Genomic DNA, 15,681 nt, shown 5'->3' with positions numbered 1-15,681 from the left:
CCGTCCGGCAGGACGTAGTCGGTCATGCCGATGTCCTGCGGGTTGGCGTCGGCCACCCACACGAACGGCGCGCTGTCCGCGTTCTTCGTCTTGGCCAGCAGCACGCCCGCGTCCGGGGTGAACGAGTCCGACCCCATCCGGTCCACGACCTCGACCGTGTAGTTGTTGTACCCGCCGCCATCGCAGAACGGGTTGGTCGCGACGTTGCAGGCGGGCGACCGGTCACCGGTGCCGAGTGCGATGTTGACGCCCGCCAGCCCGGTCGGACCCGTCTGGACGGTGCGGGCGGTGACCTGTGCGATGACCAGCCCGGAGCCGGGCAGCGCTTCCCTGGACAGGCGCAGCACGTTGCGCTCGTCGACGATGCCGAGCTTGATCTTGTTGCGGAGCATGTGCTGCGCGCCCATCGACGCACCCGCCGTCGCCGGGATGACCCAACGGGAATGCGGACCGCCGGGACCGTTGAACGAACCGCGCGACATCATGTCCCAGATGCCGTTGTAGTCGCGGCGCGGCGGGGTGCCGTATGGGTTGTTGTAGTTGTCGCCGATGCCGAGGATGTGGCTCAGCTCGTGCGCGTACACGCCCTGGCCGGAGCTCTCGGCCTGGGTGGACGAGCCGCCGCCCGCGTTCGGCCAGATCGACGAGCCCGCGGCCCACGAGGTCCAGTCGACGTAGCGGGTGTCCGACCAGTTCGGCAGCGCCGGGTCCGGCGGGCCGAAGTCGTCGGTCACGTCCTCCCTGGTGCGGAACTTCATCATCCCGAACTCCTGCCAGGTGCCGGACTCGTCCTGGCCCGCCGACAGGTAGTAGACGAAGTCGTAGCCCGCCGGCACCTCCGCGCCGACGTCGGCCACCCACGCCGCACGGCCGTCGGTGCGGATGTTGCGGTTGCAGCTGTCGCCGGCGGGACATCCGGTGCCGCCCTGGAACTCCATGGCGTACTCGTGGTCCTTGCCCGGCATCGTGTACGGGCCGAACGCCTTCAGCTCGACGCCGTAGCGCCCGCCGGAGGTCTCCATCCAGTACTCGTGCACGGTGTGGCCGCGGTTCAGGGCACCCGGCTCGTTGAGGAAGTCCTCGTAGAACTGCCCGACCTGGGCGCGCGGGACGTTGCTCGCCTCGGTGCTCGGGTTGCCGAACACCGTGGAGTTCCCCGGCTGCGTCACGACGAACGGCTGGTTCGGGTAGTCCAGCAGGACGAGCGCGCCCTTGAAGTTGCGCACCGAGCCCTTGACCGACGGGTCGGCCCAGTTGGTGCCGGGGATCTTCTTGTAGTCCCGCTCCCACGTCATGTGGTCGGGGTTGACCCAGTTCTGCGGGTCGATCGGGCCGGGGAGACCGTTCTGCGCGAGCACGCGGGCGGAGTCCCTCGACTGCTGCCACGGCTGCTGCTGGGGCCAGTGGTCGTACTGCCAGTGGTTCGACGGCTCTTCGGGGGCTGCGGCGGAGTTGCCGGCGGTGACCATCGCGACCGAGAGGAACGCGGTGATCAGCAGGGCAGGGCGCCGGTGTCTGCGGTGCATACCACCACGGTGGTGCAGAGCGGCCCCTCGAACCACCGTCGATCGTCTGCTGCTCAACGAAGTTCGGGCAGCTGGACGAACACGGACGCGCCGCGCGGCCTAGGCACGAAGCGAACGGTCCCGCCGTGCACCGCCACGATGTCCGCCACGATCGCCAGTCCCAGGCCGGATCCGGGCAGGCCGCGGGCGTCCGGCGCGCGCCAGAACCGTTCGAACGCCGACTGCCTGTGCTCGAACGGGAGTCCGGGGCCCTCGTCGCTGACGGTGAGCCAGCCCGGCCGCGAGCGGACGGTGATGGTGGAGCTCGCCGGGGAGAACTTCACGGCGTTGTCCAGCAGGTTGAGCACGCTGCGCTCCAACGCGCCCGCGTCGCCCGAGATCGACCAGTCGGAGTGGTCGACGTCGAAGACGTGGTCGTGGGCACGGCTGCGGGCGCGCTTCACGGCGCGGTCGATCACGGCGGGCACGTCGACGGGGTCCCGGGCCAGCTCGCGGTCGTCGCGGGCCAGCACGACGAGCTCGGTGACGAGGTCGCCGAACTCCTGGCTCTGGGCCTGCAGGCGATCGAGGACCTCGCCGCGCTGGGGCAACGGGCGACCGGTGCGTTCGCTGCGGACCAGCAGGTCGATGTTGGTGCGCAACGAGGTCAACGGGGTGCGCAGCTCGTGCGCGGCGTCGTTGACGAGGTCTCGCTGACGGCGCCGTGACTCGGCCAACGCCGCCGTCATGGACGTGAACGCACGGCCGAGCCTGCCCACCTCGTCACGGCCGGAGACGGTGACCGGGGTGGTGAGGTCCTCGGTCCTGGCGATGTGCTCCGCGGTCTCGGTGAGGCGTTCCATCGGAGCCAGCGCGCGGCGCGTCAGCCACAGGCCACCGGCGGCGACCACCACCGCGCCGAGGACCGACACCCCGGTGAGGACGCCGGCGAGCGTGGCCAGCGTGGTGTCGATCTCGGCGAGGCTGCGGCTGAGGATCAGGACCTCGCCGGTGCCGAGCGGCTGGAGCAGGACGCGCGCCTCGGTGCCCGACACCGTCACGCCGTCGCGGAACGTCGGCGTCGCCACGAAGTCCGCGGCGGTGGTCACGACGGGGTCGACACCGGGTGGCGCGCAGGTGCGGCCGTCGAGGCTGAGCGTCTGGATGCCCTGCAGAACCTGCTGCAGGCCCTCGTTGGGCAGCCCCTCGTCGCACCGCAGCTGGAAGACGCGCCGCTCCCCCGGCAGCGGTGGCCTGTCGATCCGCGGCGGAAGGCTCGCCTGCAACGACCTGTCGAGCTGCGAGCGCAGGTTGTGCTCGGTGGCGAGCCAGGTGACGACGCTGATCCCGGCGATCGCGACGGCCACGACGAACGCGGTGATCAGGGCGAGCTTGCTGCGCAACAGGACCGGGCGGGTCACGGCGACTCGCGCAGGATGAAACCCATGCCCCGCACGGTGTGCAGCAACCGGGGACGGCCGCCCGCCTCGGTCTTGCGGCGCAGGTAGCCGATGTAGACGTCGAGGAGGTTCGTGCCCTGGTCCTGGCCCCACACGGCGTGCTTGAGGTGCTTCTTGGTCAGCAACCGCTCGGGGTGGCCCAGGAACACCGCCAGCAGGTCGAACTCGGTCGGCGTCAGGTCGAGCCGCTCGTCCCCGCGCACGACCTCGCGGGCGTCCGGGTCCATCCGCAGGTCGGCGAACTGCAACAGCCGCGGCGTCGCGCGGTTCCGGTTCTGCTTGAGCAACGCGCGGACGCGGGCCAGCAACTCCTCCAGCGCGAACGGTTTGACCAGGTAGTCGTCGGCGCCCGCGTCCAGGCCGGTGACCCTGTCGCCCAGCGCGTCGCGGGCGGTGAGCATCAGCACGGGCAGGCGCTCCCCCGCCGCGCGCAACCGGCGGCACGCCTCCGAGCCGTCGAGGACGGGCATCATCAGGTCGAGGATCGCCAGGTCGGCGCCGCCGAGCCTCATCAGCGCCTCGGCGCCGTCCGCGGCCGTCGTGACCTCGTAGCCCTCGAACTCGAGACTGCGCCGCAGACTGTCCCGCACGTCCGGGTCGTCGTCCACCACGAGCAGCCTCATGAGGGCGACGGTAGAGCCGGAGGCTGTGAGCCAGCTGTGCATCGCCGCTCTCACGAATCTCTCAGCGCAAGCCAAGGACGTTCTCACGACGGCGTCAGCACGCTCGGTCGCACAACGGTCACTCAGGTGTCCACAGTGGAACGGAGAACTCATGGCGGTGATGACCGCGCAGGCCACGGGAACAGTCGACATCATGATCCCCGTCTACAACGAGGAACGCGCGCTGCCGGGCTGCGTCGAGGTGCTGCACGAGTTCCTGAGCGAGCAGTTCCCGTTCGACTGGTCGATCGTCGTCGTCGACAACGCCAGCACCGACGGAACCCTGGAAGTCGCTCGAGAGCTGGAGAAGAAGTACGAACGGGTGCGCGTGCACCACCTCGACCGCAAGGGCCGCGGACTCGCGTTGCGCGAGTCGTGGGGCTCCAGCGAGGCCGCGGTCGTCGTCTACATGGACGTCGACCTCTCCACCGGCCTGGACGGGTTGTTGCCGCTGGTCGCGCCGCTGCTCAACGGGCACTCGGACCTGGCGATCGGTTCCCGGCTCGCGCCGGGCTCGCGCACGGTGCGCGGACCGCGCCGGGAGATCGTCTCGCGTGCCTACAACGCGTTGATCCGGCTCACGCACGGCGCGAAGTTCAGCGACGCCCAGTGCGGCTTCAAGGCCGCCAGGACCGACGTCGTCAGGCCGTTGCTCGGCCAGGCGCGCGACGAGGCGTGGTTCTTCGACACCGAGCTCCTGCTCCTGGCCGAGCACAACGGCCTGCGCGTGCACGAGGTGCCGGTCGACTGGATCGAGGACGTCGACAGCCGGGTCGACGTGGTCGGCACCGCCATCGACGACGTCAAGGGGCTGATCCGGGTGGCACGGGCCAAGGCCAACGGCACCGCGCGGGTCAGCGGCCTGCCGCGCCGGCCGGAACCGAAGGCGATCCACCCCGACGCCGTGCTGAGCCGCAGCGAGGGCGGGCTCTCCTGGCAGGTGCTGTCGTTCGCGGTGATCGGCGTGATCTCGACGCTCGCGAACCTGGCTCTGTACGGCGTTTTCCGGCTGTGGTGGCCGGTGCTGGTGGCCAACCTCGTGGCGCTGGTGATCACGACTCTGTTCAACACGGAGGCCAACCGCCGCTTCACCTTCACGGCCCGCAACACCGCCCGGGGCAAGACGCACCTCCAGGGTCTCGTGGTGTTCGGCCTCTACTACGCGTTCACGTCGGCCGCGTTGCTCGTGTCGCACGCGGTCTCCCCCGACCCGCCCCGCGCACTGGAACTGGTGGTGCTGCTGGGCTCCTCCGCCCTCGGCACGGTGGGGCGCTTCTTCCTGCTGCGGAGCTGGGTGTTCCGCCGCGCCGAACGAAAGGACCCCGCATGACCGCCACTGCTGAGGTGGCTGCTCCGGCAGAAGAACCAGCCGGAGCACAGCAGTCCCGCCGGCACGTCTGGACCCTGGTCGCGATCTGCGTGGGCGCCGGTGCGCTCTACGCGTGGGCGATCGGTGCCGGACAGGTCGGCAACTCGTACTACTCGGCCGCCGCGAAGTCGATGTCGACGTCGTTCACCAACTTCCTGTTCGGCTCGTTCGACCCGGCCGGCGTCGTGACGGTCGACAAGCCGCCGATGGCGTTGTGGCCGCAGGCGATCGCCGTGTGGATCTTCGGCTTCCACGGCTGGGCAGTGCTGCTGCCGCAGGTGGTCGAGGGCGTCGCGGCGGTGTTCCTGCTGCACCGCACCGTCCGGCTGTGGGCGGACGAGGAGGTGGCGCTGCTCGCCGCGCTGATCTTCGCCCTCACGCCGATCACGGTGGCGATCAACCGCGACAACAACCCCGACACGTTGCTGGTGCTGGTGCTCGTCGCCGCCGCCTACGCCTTCACGCGCTCGGTCAAGGCCGCGGAGAGCCGTCCGCGGACGAAGTGGTTGCTGTGGTGCGCCTTCTTCATCGGCTGCGGGTTCCTGACCAAGATGCTGCAGGCGTGGATCGTGGTGCCCGGCTTCGCCCTGGCCTACCTGGTGGGCACGACGGCGCCGGTCAGGCGGCGGGTGCTCGACCTGCTGGCGGCCGGTGCGGTGCTGGTCGCCTCGTCGTTCTGGTGGGTCGCGCTGCACGCGTGGTGGCCGGGTTCCAAGCCGTACATCGGCGGCAGCACGGACGGTGGCGCGTGGGACCTGATCATCGGGTACAACGGGCTCGGCAGGGTGTTCGGCGGGAGCGGCAACCGGGGTGGCGGCAGCGGGCCTCCGAACGGCGGCGCACTTCCTTCTGGTGCGGTACCGACCGGTCAGGGACCGATGGAGTTCGGCGGGCCCGGCGGCTCGATGTTCGGTGGTCAGCCGGGCGCCCTGCGCATGTTCGACGCGTCGGTCGGCGGGCAGATCTCGTGGCTGCTGCCGTTGTGCCTGCTGGTCCTGGTCGCGGTGTCCGTGGCGGGCGTGCTGCGCTTGCGTCGCAAGGTGCCCGGCGATCCGGCGGAACGCGCGGGCTGGTTCATGTGGGGCGGCTGGCTGCTCGTCACGGCGGCGGTGTTCAGCTTCGCGCAGGGCATCTTCCACCCCTACTACACGACGATGCTCGCTCCCGCGGTCGCGGCGATCAGCGCGGCCGGGCTGGTGATGTTCTGGCGTGCCAGGAGTTTCGTGCGGTTCCTGCTGCCGTTGTCCGTGGCGGTCACGGCGGGCTGGGCGTTCGTGGTGGTCTCGCGGGACACGTCGTTCCACGGCTGGACGCGGTGGGCGGTGCTCGGCGTCGCGGCGGTGGCGATCGTCGTGCTGCTGCTCGGGCTGCGCAGGGCCGGGCTGGTGGCCGCGGTCGTCGCGGTGCTGCTGACGCCTGCCGTGTGGTCGACGGCGACCGCCGCCACGGCCAGTTCCAACGGCGTGATGCCCGCCGCGGGCCCGAACACTCCTGGGGGTGGCTTCCAGATCTTCAGGGGCGGTCAGCAACCGCCCAACGGAACGCGGCCTTCGAACGGCCGGCCGACCCGCGGGCAGATGCCTCCCGGCGGGTTCGGCGGCGACAGGACCGAGCTGACCGACGAGCAGAAGCGGATCCTCAGTTACGCCAAGGAGCACGGCGGCGGTGCGGAGATCACTCTCGCGGTCGCCGGGTCGTCCCAGGCGGCTTCGCCGTACATCATGGGCTCGGACGAGGTCGTGATCGGCATGGGCGGGTTCTCCGGCTCGGACGACGCGCCGTCGGTCGGCCAGCTGCAGACTTGGGTCACCGAGGGCAAGCTCAAGTTCGTGCTGGGCGGCGGTGACCGGATGGGCGGACCTGGCGGCCGCCAGGACAACGGCCGCCAGGAGTGGATCTCGCAGCACTGCTCCACGGTGGACCCGAGCGCTTACGGTGGCGGATCGGCGCAAACGCTGCTGGAGTGCCGCGCGTGAGCCGGTCAGGGCACGAGCGCCCACGCCTGCTGTGCGCTGGCCTTGCAGAACTCGAGCCGGCGGCTCCGGGTGGTGATCACACCGTCTGAGCCGGCACGGACCGGCGCGGCCAGTCTTCGGCCGCGCCGGCCGTCACCTTTTCGACGGCCGGTTCGTCGTGCCCGGCCTGCTCGGCGAGCACGCGACGCACCTGTTCCTCGCTGGCACCGAACATGAAGCACATGCCGTCGACGCTAGGCGCGGCTCCGGCTCCCGGCTTCTCGATTCCTGCTCGCTGTCAGCGCACCGGCCCCGAACGCCGCCGGCAACGCGCCGAACAGCCCCAGTCCGAGCAGTGACGCGCCCGTCCTGGCCAGCACGACCCCGGCGGACGGCTCCGGTGCCGCACCGCCGGGGCCGGCGGGAAGCGGACCCGGGGTGGGTGGCCACGACTCCTCCACCTTCGGTTCGAGGAAGATCGCGAGTTGCGCCTCGCGGTTCGCGGTGACCGTGACGTCGCGTTCGACCGGGCTGCGGTAGGTCCAGGGCCCCTCCACGTGCGCCCGGTGCGAACCGGCGGGCACGCGGTCGAACCGCAGCTTCCCCGTCGAGTCCGACACGGCCTCGCCACGACAGCGCCGGTGTGCCGGTCGTGGAACACGACCCGCGTGCCGGCGACGCCCTCGTCCTCGTCGCCCCCGTAGTTGCCGTTCCCGTCGTACCAGAGCCGTCCCGCCACCGAGCCGAACCCACCGGGACGGCGGCCCTGGCCGAAGCCTCGGCGTGACCGTCGCCGTGCAGGACCTGCGGCCCGAACCTGCAGGCCGCGAGCACCTCGCCGGCGGCGAGCGCGTCCTGCGGCACCACGTCGTGAAGCCGAACCGGCCGCCCGCGTCGCTGACCGCGTCGTGGTCTCCGGCGGCGTTGTCTCCGGCGGCGGTGGCGATGCCGATGTGGACACGGGCGTCCCCGGCGGGTCGGGCTCCTCGGCCAGGGCAGCCGCACCGCCGAACGCGAGCGCCGCGGCTGTGGTCACCGCGCCGAATCTGAGCAGGGGGCGCCTGACAGGTCTGCTGAGCACTGTTTCCCCACGGATCAGTCTTCTCGTAGACCCTCCAATGCGCCTCCTGCCCGGTTTGTTGCGTTATGCGATCAACTCGCGCCGAACTGACGGCGAAATATGCACGCGCACCACTGACAGCGCGCATGCTCGTGCTGAGATCTGCGTCTGGAGAAGGAGGGGCACCGTGACCGATCGCGGCGACCGCATTGTGAGTGTGCTCGAGGACGCGTTCTCGGGGCTGATGGCGGCCGACCCCGCCGCGTTCCGGCACAAGTTCCGCAAGATGGCGGCCGAACCGTTCGCGTTCTACCGCGGCAGCGCATGCCTCTTTTACGCCGACATGGCCGAATTGCCCGATGAATGGGCCGACGACCGCACCGGTCGCATCTGGATCCAGGGCGACCTGCACGCGCAGAACTTCGGCACCTACATGGACTCCGAGGGCACGCTCGTGTTCGACGTCAACGACTTCGACGAGGCCTACCTCGGTTCGTTCACGTGGGACGTCCGCCGGTTCGCCGCGTCCATGGCCCTGCTCGGCTGGCGCAAGGCGTTGCCGGACAGCGTGATCACCGACCTGATCCGCACCTACGTCACGGCCTACGTCACCCAGGTCCGCTCGTTCGCGGAGCACCCCGCCGACGAGCTGTTCAGCCTGCGCCTGGACAGCACCGAGGGCGCCCTTCACCGCGTGCTGCAACGAGCCCGGCTGGAAACGCGCATCGGCCTGCTGAACGAGAAAACGGTCATCGTCGACTACGAACGCCGCTTCCGCCGCGACCGCGATGGCATCCACGAGCTGGAACCGGACGAGCGCGCCGCCGTCGAGCAGGCGTTCGTGTCCTACCTGGACACCATCCCGACCGGCAAGCGGGCCAGCAGCCTGACCTACGCCATCAAGGACGTGGTGGGCCGCAGCGGTTTCGGCATCGGCTCAGCCGGCCTGCACGCCTACAACATCCTCGTAGAGGGCCGCACGCAGGCGCTGGAGAACGACGTCGTGCTGTCCATGAAACAGGCGAACGTGGCCTCGCCCAGCCGAATCGTCCACGACGAACGCATCCGCGAGTACTTCACGGACCACGGCCACCGCACAGCCGTCTCCCAACGTGCACTGCAGGCGCACGCAGACCCGTGGCTGGGCAACACGCAGATCGACGGCGTCGGCTACGTGGTCGCCGAGCTCTCGCCGTACGAGGCCGACCTCGACTGGTCCGACCTGACCGAACCCGCGGACATGCTGCCCGTCCTCGGCTACCTGGGCAGGGCCACCGCGAAGATGCACTGCGTGGCCGACGAGGACTCCGCGCAGACGCTCGTGGACTTCCAGTGCGAGGAGGCCATCTCGGCGGCGATCGGGGACCGCGAGGAGGAGTTCACCGAGTCGGTCGTCTCCTTCGCGCTGGGGTACGCGCGGCAGACCCGGGAGGACCACCGGCTGTTCGTGGACGCGTTCCGGGAGGGGCGGATCAAGGGGGTCGACGCGACGGCGTGAGCCGGGAATGTCTCGCGGGTCGTGGACTTTGTACTGGTCGTGAAGCTCCTCTACGTCTTCGACGCCTACTGCGGCTGGTCGCACGCCTTCTCCGGCACCCTGGAGGCGGTGACGGCCCGCCACCCCGACATTCCGGTCCAGGTGGTCTCCGGCGGGCTGTTCACCGGTGAGCGGCGGGTGCCGATCCGCGAGTTCGGGTTCATCAAGGACGCCAACGTGCAGGTCACGGCGCGGACCGGGGCGCGGTTCGGCGAGGCCTTCAACGCCGTGCTCGACGAGGGGACGTTCGTGATGGACTCCGAGGCGGCGGCGCGGGGGCTCATCGCGTTGCGCGAGGCCGCGCCGGAGCGGGCGGTCGAGCTGGCCATCGCGGTGCAGAAGGCGTTCTTCCACGACGGCAGGAGCCTGTCCGATCCGGAGACGTACCGGGTGATCGCTCGGGAGTTCGGGCTCGACGGCGACGCTGTCGTGGCGGCGTTCGAGAGCGCTGTGCCCGATGAGGACTTCGCGTTCGCTGCACGGCTTGGTGTGAACGGGTTTCCGACGTTGATCGCGGTGCGCGGGCCGGAGATGTACGCGATCGCGCGCGGGCACGCCAGTGCTGACGAAGTCGAGCAACGACTGGCTTCGTTGGTCTAGCGGATGACGCCGTGGTGGCGGTTCGTCCACGCCGCCACGGCGGGCAGCACGTCGGTGATCCACTCGCGTGCGGCGGCGGTCAGTTCGTAGCGGGCGGCGCGGCGGATCACGAAGCCGTTGTCCTGCAGGCGTTCCAGGGTCAGGATCACGCGCGGGCCGAGGGCGGAGACCAGGTCCTCCATCGGTTTGGGGCCGTCGGTCAGGGCGACCATGACCTGGGGCAGCTGGTCGCTGCTCATCAGGTCCTGCAACGCGACCAGGTGGTGCAGTGCGGCGGTGTCGGTCTTGCGCTCGGCCGTGACGGCACGCGGGTCGTGCAGCTGGACGCGGGCGCGGCCGGTGCGCTTCGCCCGTTGCAGGGCGGCGTCGGTGTCGCGGACCAGGTCGATCAGCGAGTCCTCCGGTCCGGGGACGTGGGACGCGACGCCGATGGACGCGGTCTGGTCGTGCAGGGTGACGTGGTGGCCGTCGTTCGTGGTCACCTCCGTCCGCAACGCGCGGATGCCGCGCAGGATCCGTTCCGCGGCAACGGCCGCGTCGGTTCCGGTGGTGTCGGGCAGCAGCACGAGGAACTCGTCGCCGCCGTAGCGGCACACCAGGTCCGTCGGGCGCGTGCAGGCGGCCAGGACGTTGGCGACGTCGGTCAGCACCACGTCGCCGGCGGGGTGGCCGTACTCGTCGTTGATCTTCTTGAAGCGGTCGAGGTCGACCATGAGCAGCGCGACCTGTTCCCAGCGGCGCTGAGCGCGGCGGTACACGGCGGGCGCCTGGTCGTCCCAGCCCCAGCGGCCCAGCAGGCCCGTCAGGCGGTCGGTGGCCCACGCGCCGACTGGCTGCGCGCACGCACCACACCGCGATGGCGTGCTCTCGTCGTGCAGGTGCAGGGAACCGTGATCCACCGGCAGTCCCATCCGCCCAGTCGCCATGAGTCCCCCCAGACTTCAGCTCCGGACCGGCCCGATCTGCCCCTTTCAACTGAAGTGACGTCGTTCGGATCAAACGCGACACATCAGTGCAAGCGGCGGAGTGTGATCATAGGGCTACGCACTGGTGGATTCAACCCCCGTGATGCCATATGCTTTCTTGATTCCACAACAGTGGAATGATCGCTGGCCAGCGAGACGTTCCCGCGGAGGTGTGGCGTGAGGCCGTTCGCCGAAGTCCTCAACGACCTGTGCACCAACCCGCCCGACGGCCGGGGCAAGGTGACCAACGTAGCGCTCGCCGCCGCGGTCAAGGCACGGGGCGGGGACATCGGGCACGGCTACATCTCGCAGCTGCGGCTCGGCGTGAAGGACAACCCGACGTGCCAGGCCATCGTCGACCTCGCGGGCGCGCTCGGCGTGCACCCGGCGGTGTTCCTCGGCGGTCGCGGCGAGCTGCACCCCGCTGAACGGCCCGGCTGGCGGGCGACCGCGTTGACGACGCTCTTCGAGGCGGTGCACCCGCCCGACCGCGGGCCGTGGTCGCCGGAGGAGGTCGCGACGTCGATCAGCTCGTCCGGCCAGTTCGGCAGCATCTCCGCGAGCTACATCCGCGAGCTGCTCAGCTCGGCGAGCGACAACCCGCGCCTCAAGCACATCCTGGGTCTGGCCGACCACTTCGGCGCCGACCCGGCGTACTTCTTCGACGACGACCTCGCGGCGCGGGTCGACTCGGAGCTCACGGACTTCCTGGCCCTGCGCGAGCTCGGTGTGGTCGAGTTCGTCACCCGGCTGGCCGAACGCACGGGCGAACTGTCCCCTCAGGCCAGGGCTGCTGCGGTAGAAGGGTTCAGACAGGCGCTCGAGGTCGGTGAAGGGTGGTCGTTCCCGTTGAACGGCCGCCGTCCGTCTCCGGACCACACCTGATGACGACGCCGGCGTGAAGATCTCTGCCTGGACCGCTGCTGACGACATCGAGAGGAGGCGACGGGTGAACCGCAGGAAACTGCGCAAGCTGGTCGACGAGGTCGCCCGCGACCTCGACCTGCCGCCCGACGCCACGCACCGCGACGCGAGCCGCCGGGTCTGCGAGCTGTTGAGCGAACGCCTGGGACGTCCCGTCGACGTCCGCTTCGCCGCCATCAGCAACGCGATCTGCCTCAGCGGCGCGACGGCGTTGCTCGAGAACGGCACGTACCTCGTCATCTGCGCGGACTCGCCGTCCTGGTACCACCGGCTGCACGTGCTGCTGCACGAGTTCGCGCACGTGCTGCTCGAGCACCAGCCCGTCGCGCTGGGCCGCAGCGAGGGCATGCGCAAGCTCGCGCCGCACCTGCTGCCCAGGATGGCGCAGATCATCGCCGGGCGGACGACGCTCACCGAGGACGAGGAGCGCGAGGCGGAGAACCTCGCCGACCACCTGCTGGAGCGCCTCACCGAGCACCGGGTGTGGTCCGACACCGCGACGACCGAGGAACCCGCGCACGTCCGGCGGGTGGCGGAGTCGCTCGAAGGAAGATCTCGCTGGGTGCGTCGTGGCGATCTTTAACCTGATCTACCTCTCGTGCGGTGTCGTCGGTCTGCTCCTCCTCGCGTACAAGATCCGCGCCCTGCGGTCGAGCTGGGGCAACCCCCGTGTCGTGGCGCTGATCTCCACCGTGTTCTTCGGCGCGTTCGCCGTGCTCTTCGCCGCGCCCGCGAACATCACGTGGATCAACTCGACCAGCGGCGTGCCGAACTTCGCGGCGCTGCTCGTCTACAGCATGGTGGTCTGCTTCGCCGGAGCCGCGTTCGCGCTGGTGCTGTACTGGCGCTACCCGGCGGTCCAGGCGTGGCAACGGGTCCGGCTGATCCTCGTCAGCTACACGACGGTCGTCGCGGCGATGGCCGTGCTGTTCTTCAGCTCCGACATCGCCGAAGAGCGCCAGGTCGACTTCGACACGTACTACGCGGGGCAGCCGACGATCGCGGTCTTCCTGTTCATCTACCTCGTCGCCACCGCGGTCGGCTGCGGCGGTCAGGCCTACCACTGCCGGCAGGGCGCGCGGGACGAGGCGATCTCCGCCCGGCCGTGGCTCGCGCGCGGCCTGCTCTGGTACTGCGCCACGGGACTCTTCCCGGTGGCGTTCGCGGTCATCAAGCTGGTCGTGCTGCTGCTGAACTGGGCGGGCGAGCACCGGTTCGACGTGCTGAGCACGGCCGCGCCGCTGATGGCGTCGCTGGGCATGATCCCGCTGGTGATCGCGATGGCGTTGCCGGCCTTCGGGCCGCAGCGCCCGTCGCCCTCGCTGTGGCTGCGGCGCTGGCGGACGTACTTCGCGTTGCGGCCGTTGCACCGCGCGCTCGTGCACGTGAACCCCGCGATCGTGCTGGTGGCGCCGGGCAAGTTCCTCAACCCGCACCACCGCGTGCGCCGGCAGATCATCGAGCTCAACGACTGGCGCTGGGCGCTCACGCCGTACTTCGACCTGACCATCGGCGAGGCGGCGACCTCGCTGGCGCGCGAGGCCTCCCTGACCAAGGACGAGGTGGCCGCCGTCGTCGAGGCGGCCCAGCTGCGGGCGGCGGGCACGTCCGGGCGTTCCAAGCCCGCGAAGCGCCGTCCCGCCGCGGAGATCGTCGACGGCACGGACCTCAACGCCGAGCACGACAGGTGGGTGCGCATCTCACGGGCGTACCAGCACTCGCCGATCGTCGACGCCGCAGTCGCCGACGCGGCGCGGGTGGAAGCAGCAGGGGGAATGGACTAGATGGCACCCACACACGCCGTCGTGCTCGGCGGAGGGCTCGCGGGCATGCTCACGGCGTCCGTTCTCGTCCGGCACTTCGACGAGGTCACCGTGGTGGAGCGCGACAAGCTGCCGGACGGGCCGACGCCCCGGTCCGGCGTGCCCCAGGCCCGGCACGCTCACCTGCTGATGTCCGGTGGCGCGCGGGCGATCGAGTCGCTGCTGCCCGGCACGCTGGACGCGCTCTTCGCCGCAGGCGCGCACCGGATCGGCGTGCCGAACGACCTGGTGTCGCTGAGCGCCCAGGGGTGGGTGCCGCGGTTCCCCGAGATGCAGTTCATCGTCTCGTGCAGCCGCACGCTGCTCGACTGGGTGGTGCGCGGCCAGGCGTTGCGGGACGACAAGATCTCCGTCCTGACCGGCACCGAACCGGTGTCGCTGCTCGGCGACCGGCACGCGGTGTCCGGTGTGGTGGTCGAGGACCGGATCTCGCAGGAGCGGACCTCGCTGGAGGCGGACCTGGTCGTGGACGCGACCGGGCGGGGCTCTCGGCTGCCCTCGTGGCTGGCCGATTTCGGGCTGCCCGCCGTGCGGTCCGAGTCGGTCGACTCCGGACTTGCTTACGCCACAAGGATTTTCCGTGCCCCTTCGTCGGCTTCCGCCGCCTTCCCGATCGTCAACGTGCAGGCGAACCCGCGCGACCCGCATCCGGGGTGCACGGCGACGTTGCTGCCCATCGAGGACGGGCGGTGGCTCGTCACGCTGTCCGGGACGCGTGGCGGTGAGCCCTCGACCGACGAGTCGGAGTTCGTGTCGTTCGCGCGGTCGGTGCGCAACCCCGTGGTGGGCGAGCTGATCGAAACGGCAGAGGCGCTGTCGCCGGTGTACGGGTCGCACAGCACGGCGAACCGGCGGAACTTCTTCGAGCGCCTGAAGCCGTGGCCCGCCGGACTGCTGGCGCTGGGTGACTCCGTGGCCACCTACAACCCCGTCTACGGGCACGGGATGTCGATCGCGGCGCAGAGCGCGCAGGTGCTGGACGCGGGCCTCGCGGCCGGGTACGGCGCCGCGCGGATCCAGCGCGGCATCGGCAAGGTGGTCGACGGCGCGTGGGCGATGGCGACCAACCAGGACATCCTCTACCCTGGCGCGGTCGGCAAGCCGCTGCCGCTGGCGGGGCGGGTGTTGCAGCGCTATGTGGACCGTCTGGTGCGCACGGCGACGACGGAAGCCGCCGTCACGCGGGCGTTCCTGGACGCCTTCACGTTGTCCGCGCCGATGGCGAACCTGCTGAGTCCTCGCATGGTGTGGGCGACCTTGCGCGGGCCCCGGCGTTCGGTGTCGCCCGAGCCCACGCTGACCGCCGACGAGCGCGACCGGGTCACCTCCGCGGAGTGAAGTCCGGGCTCTGCACGTACTTCATGGCCTGCTCGAACACCGGGTCCTGCATCCTCGCGTCCAGCTCCTCCGCGGTGGGCTCTGCGACGCGCTGGTGGAGCCACCACAGGTTGCCGAACGGGTCGGCGAACCGGCTGACCCGGTCGCCCCAGAACATCTCGGTCGGCTCGGTGACGACGGTGGCGCCGTTCTGCGCCGCCTTGCCGAGCATCGCCGCGTCGTCGGCGACGTAGAGGCGCAGGAACGCCGGGGTGGGCGGCCAGGCGGGCACGTCGAACAACATCACCACCGAGTCGCCGATGCGGACCTCGGCGTGGCCGATGTTCGGTGGCTCGCCCACGCGTCCGAGCTCTTCCGCGTCGAAGACGTTCTTGATGAAGTCGATCAGCTCGGCCGTGTGGCCCTGCGTGATCAGCCACGGCGTGACGGTGTGGTAGCCCTCGGGCACGACGTCCATCGGTCTCCCCTTGTTCGGTGGTGGGG

General features: G+C 70.4%; 15 protein-coding genes. 8 read left to right on the top strand and 7 right to left on the bottom strand.

Annotation, left to right across the window (positions count from 1 at the left end; translation table 11 throughout):
• The 3 genes from VM306_RS24380 to VM306_RS24370 all read right to left on the bottom strand — a co-directional run.
• The coding region (locus VM306_RS24380) for a M6 family metalloprotease domain-containing protein (RefSeq protein ID WP_325518984.1) at positions 1-1,526 on the bottom strand (1,526 nt) is incomplete at its 3' end.
• 53 nt (positions 1,527-1,579) lie between these two features.
• Positions 1,580-2,926 carry a HAMP domain-containing sensor histidine kinase gene (locus tag VM306_RS24375; protein WP_325518982.1) on the bottom strand — a complete coding sequence of 449 codons (1,347 nt, stop codon included), beginning with the start codon at positions 2,924-2,926 and terminating at the stop codon, positions 1,580-1,582.
• The gene (locus VM306_RS24370; RefSeq protein ID WP_325518980.1) at positions 2,923-3,588 is read right to left on the bottom strand and encodes a response regulator transcription factor; all 666 of its coding nucleotides are present in this window, start codon (positions 3,586-3,588) and stop codon (positions 2,923-2,925) included. Before VM306_RS24370 ends, VM306_RS24375 begins: the two co-directional genes overlap by 4 nt.
• 160 nt (positions 3,589-3,748) lie before the next feature.
• Here VM306_RS24370 and VM306_RS24365 point away from each other — a divergent pair, with 160 nt between their 5' ends.
• Positions 3,749-4,957, top strand: coding sequence for a bifunctional glycosyltransferase family 2/GtrA family protein (locus tag VM306_RS24365; protein WP_325518990.1), 1,209 nt, complete (start codon positions 3,749-3,751; stop codon positions 4,955-4,957).
• Positions 4,954-6,972, top strand: coding sequence for an ArnT family glycosyltransferase (locus tag VM306_RS24360; RefSeq protein ID WP_325518978.1), 2,019 nt, complete (start codon positions 4,954-4,956; stop codon positions 6,970-6,972). The genes VM306_RS24365 and VM306_RS24360 overlap by 4 nt, the downstream gene beginning before the upstream one ends.
• A 76-nt stretch (positions 6,973-7,048) precedes the next feature.
• Here VM306_RS24360 and VM306_RS24355 read toward each other — a convergent pair whose 3' ends face one another.
• Complete coding sequence (locus tag VM306_RS24355; protein ID WP_325518976.1) at positions 7,049-7,195, bottom strand: hypothetical protein; 147 nt, start codon at positions 7,193-7,195, stop codon at positions 7,049-7,051.
• 10 nt (positions 7,196-7,205) lie between these two features.
• Positions 7,206-7,571 carry a hypothetical protein gene (locus VM306_RS24350; protein WP_325518974.1) on the bottom strand — a complete coding sequence of 122 codons (366 nt, stop codon included), beginning with the start codon at positions 7,569-7,571 and terminating at the stop codon, positions 7,206-7,208.
• Positions 7,572-8,255: 684 nt separating this feature from the next.
• Here VM306_RS24350 and VM306_RS24345 point away from each other — a divergent pair.
• Positions 8,256-9,509, top strand: coding sequence for a DUF2252 domain-containing protein (locus tag VM306_RS24345; RefSeq protein ID WP_325518988.1), 1,254 nt, complete (start codon positions 8,256-8,258; stop codon positions 9,507-9,509).
• Between the two features lie 21 nt (positions 9,510-9,530).
• Entirely contained in the window at positions 9,531-10,148 is a 618-nt protein-coding gene (locus VM306_RS24340; protein WP_325518972.1) for a DsbA family protein, read from the top strand.
• On the opposite strand, the gene VM306_RS24335 is transcribed toward VM306_RS24340, so the two are convergent.
• On the bottom strand, positions 10,145-11,047 hold the full coding sequence (locus VM306_RS24335; RefSeq protein WP_325518970.1) for a GGDEF domain-containing protein: 903 nt from the start codon (positions 11,045-11,047) through the stop codon (positions 10,145-10,147). The two genes, VM306_RS24340 and VM306_RS24335, sit on opposite strands and share 4 nt — an antisense overlap.
• Positions 11,048-11,290: 243 nt before the next feature.
• Between VM306_RS24335 and VM306_RS24330 the strand changes: the two genes are divergently transcribed.
• The 4 genes from VM306_RS24330 to VM306_RS24315 all read left to right on the top strand — a co-directional run bounded on the left by VM306_RS24330 (position 11,291) and on the right by VM306_RS24315 (position 15,198).
• Positions 11,291-11,998, top strand: coding sequence for a hypothetical protein (locus VM306_RS24330; protein ID WP_325518968.1), 708 nt, complete (start codon positions 11,291-11,293; stop codon positions 11,996-11,998).
• A 64-nt stretch (positions 11,999-12,062) separates the two neighbouring features.
• Positions 12,063-12,620: a hypothetical protein gene (locus tag VM306_RS24325; RefSeq protein ID WP_325518966.1), complete on the top strand. Its 558-nt coding sequence runs from the start codon at positions 12,063-12,065 to the stop codon at positions 12,618-12,620.
• Entirely contained in the window at positions 12,607-13,821 is a 1,215-nt protein-coding gene (locus VM306_RS24320) for an MAB_1171c family putative transporter (RefSeq protein WP_325518963.1), read from the top strand. Before VM306_RS24325 ends, VM306_RS24320 begins: the two co-directional genes overlap by 14 nt.
• Entirely contained in the window at positions 13,822-15,198 is a 1,377-nt protein-coding gene (locus VM306_RS24315; protein ID WP_325518961.1) for an FAD-dependent oxidoreductase, read from the top strand. It abuts the gene before it with no gap.
• Here VM306_RS24315 and VM306_RS24310 read toward each other — a convergent pair.
• The gene (locus tag VM306_RS24310; protein WP_325518959.1) at positions 15,182-15,655 is read right to left on the bottom strand and encodes a VOC family protein; all 474 of its coding nucleotides are present in this window, start codon (positions 15,653-15,655) and stop codon (positions 15,182-15,184) included. The genes VM306_RS24315 and VM306_RS24310 overlap by 17 nt on opposite strands.
• Positions 15,656-15,681: the final 26 nt, after the last annotated feature.

The sequence above is a fragment of the Lentzea sp. genome, from assembly GCF_035525475.1.
GTDB lineage: Bacteria > Actinomycetota > Actinomycetes > Mycobacteriales > Pseudonocardiaceae > Lentzea.
The sequence above is the reverse complement of the archived record's forward strand: the minus strand, read 5'-3'. Positions and strand labels throughout refer to the sequence as shown.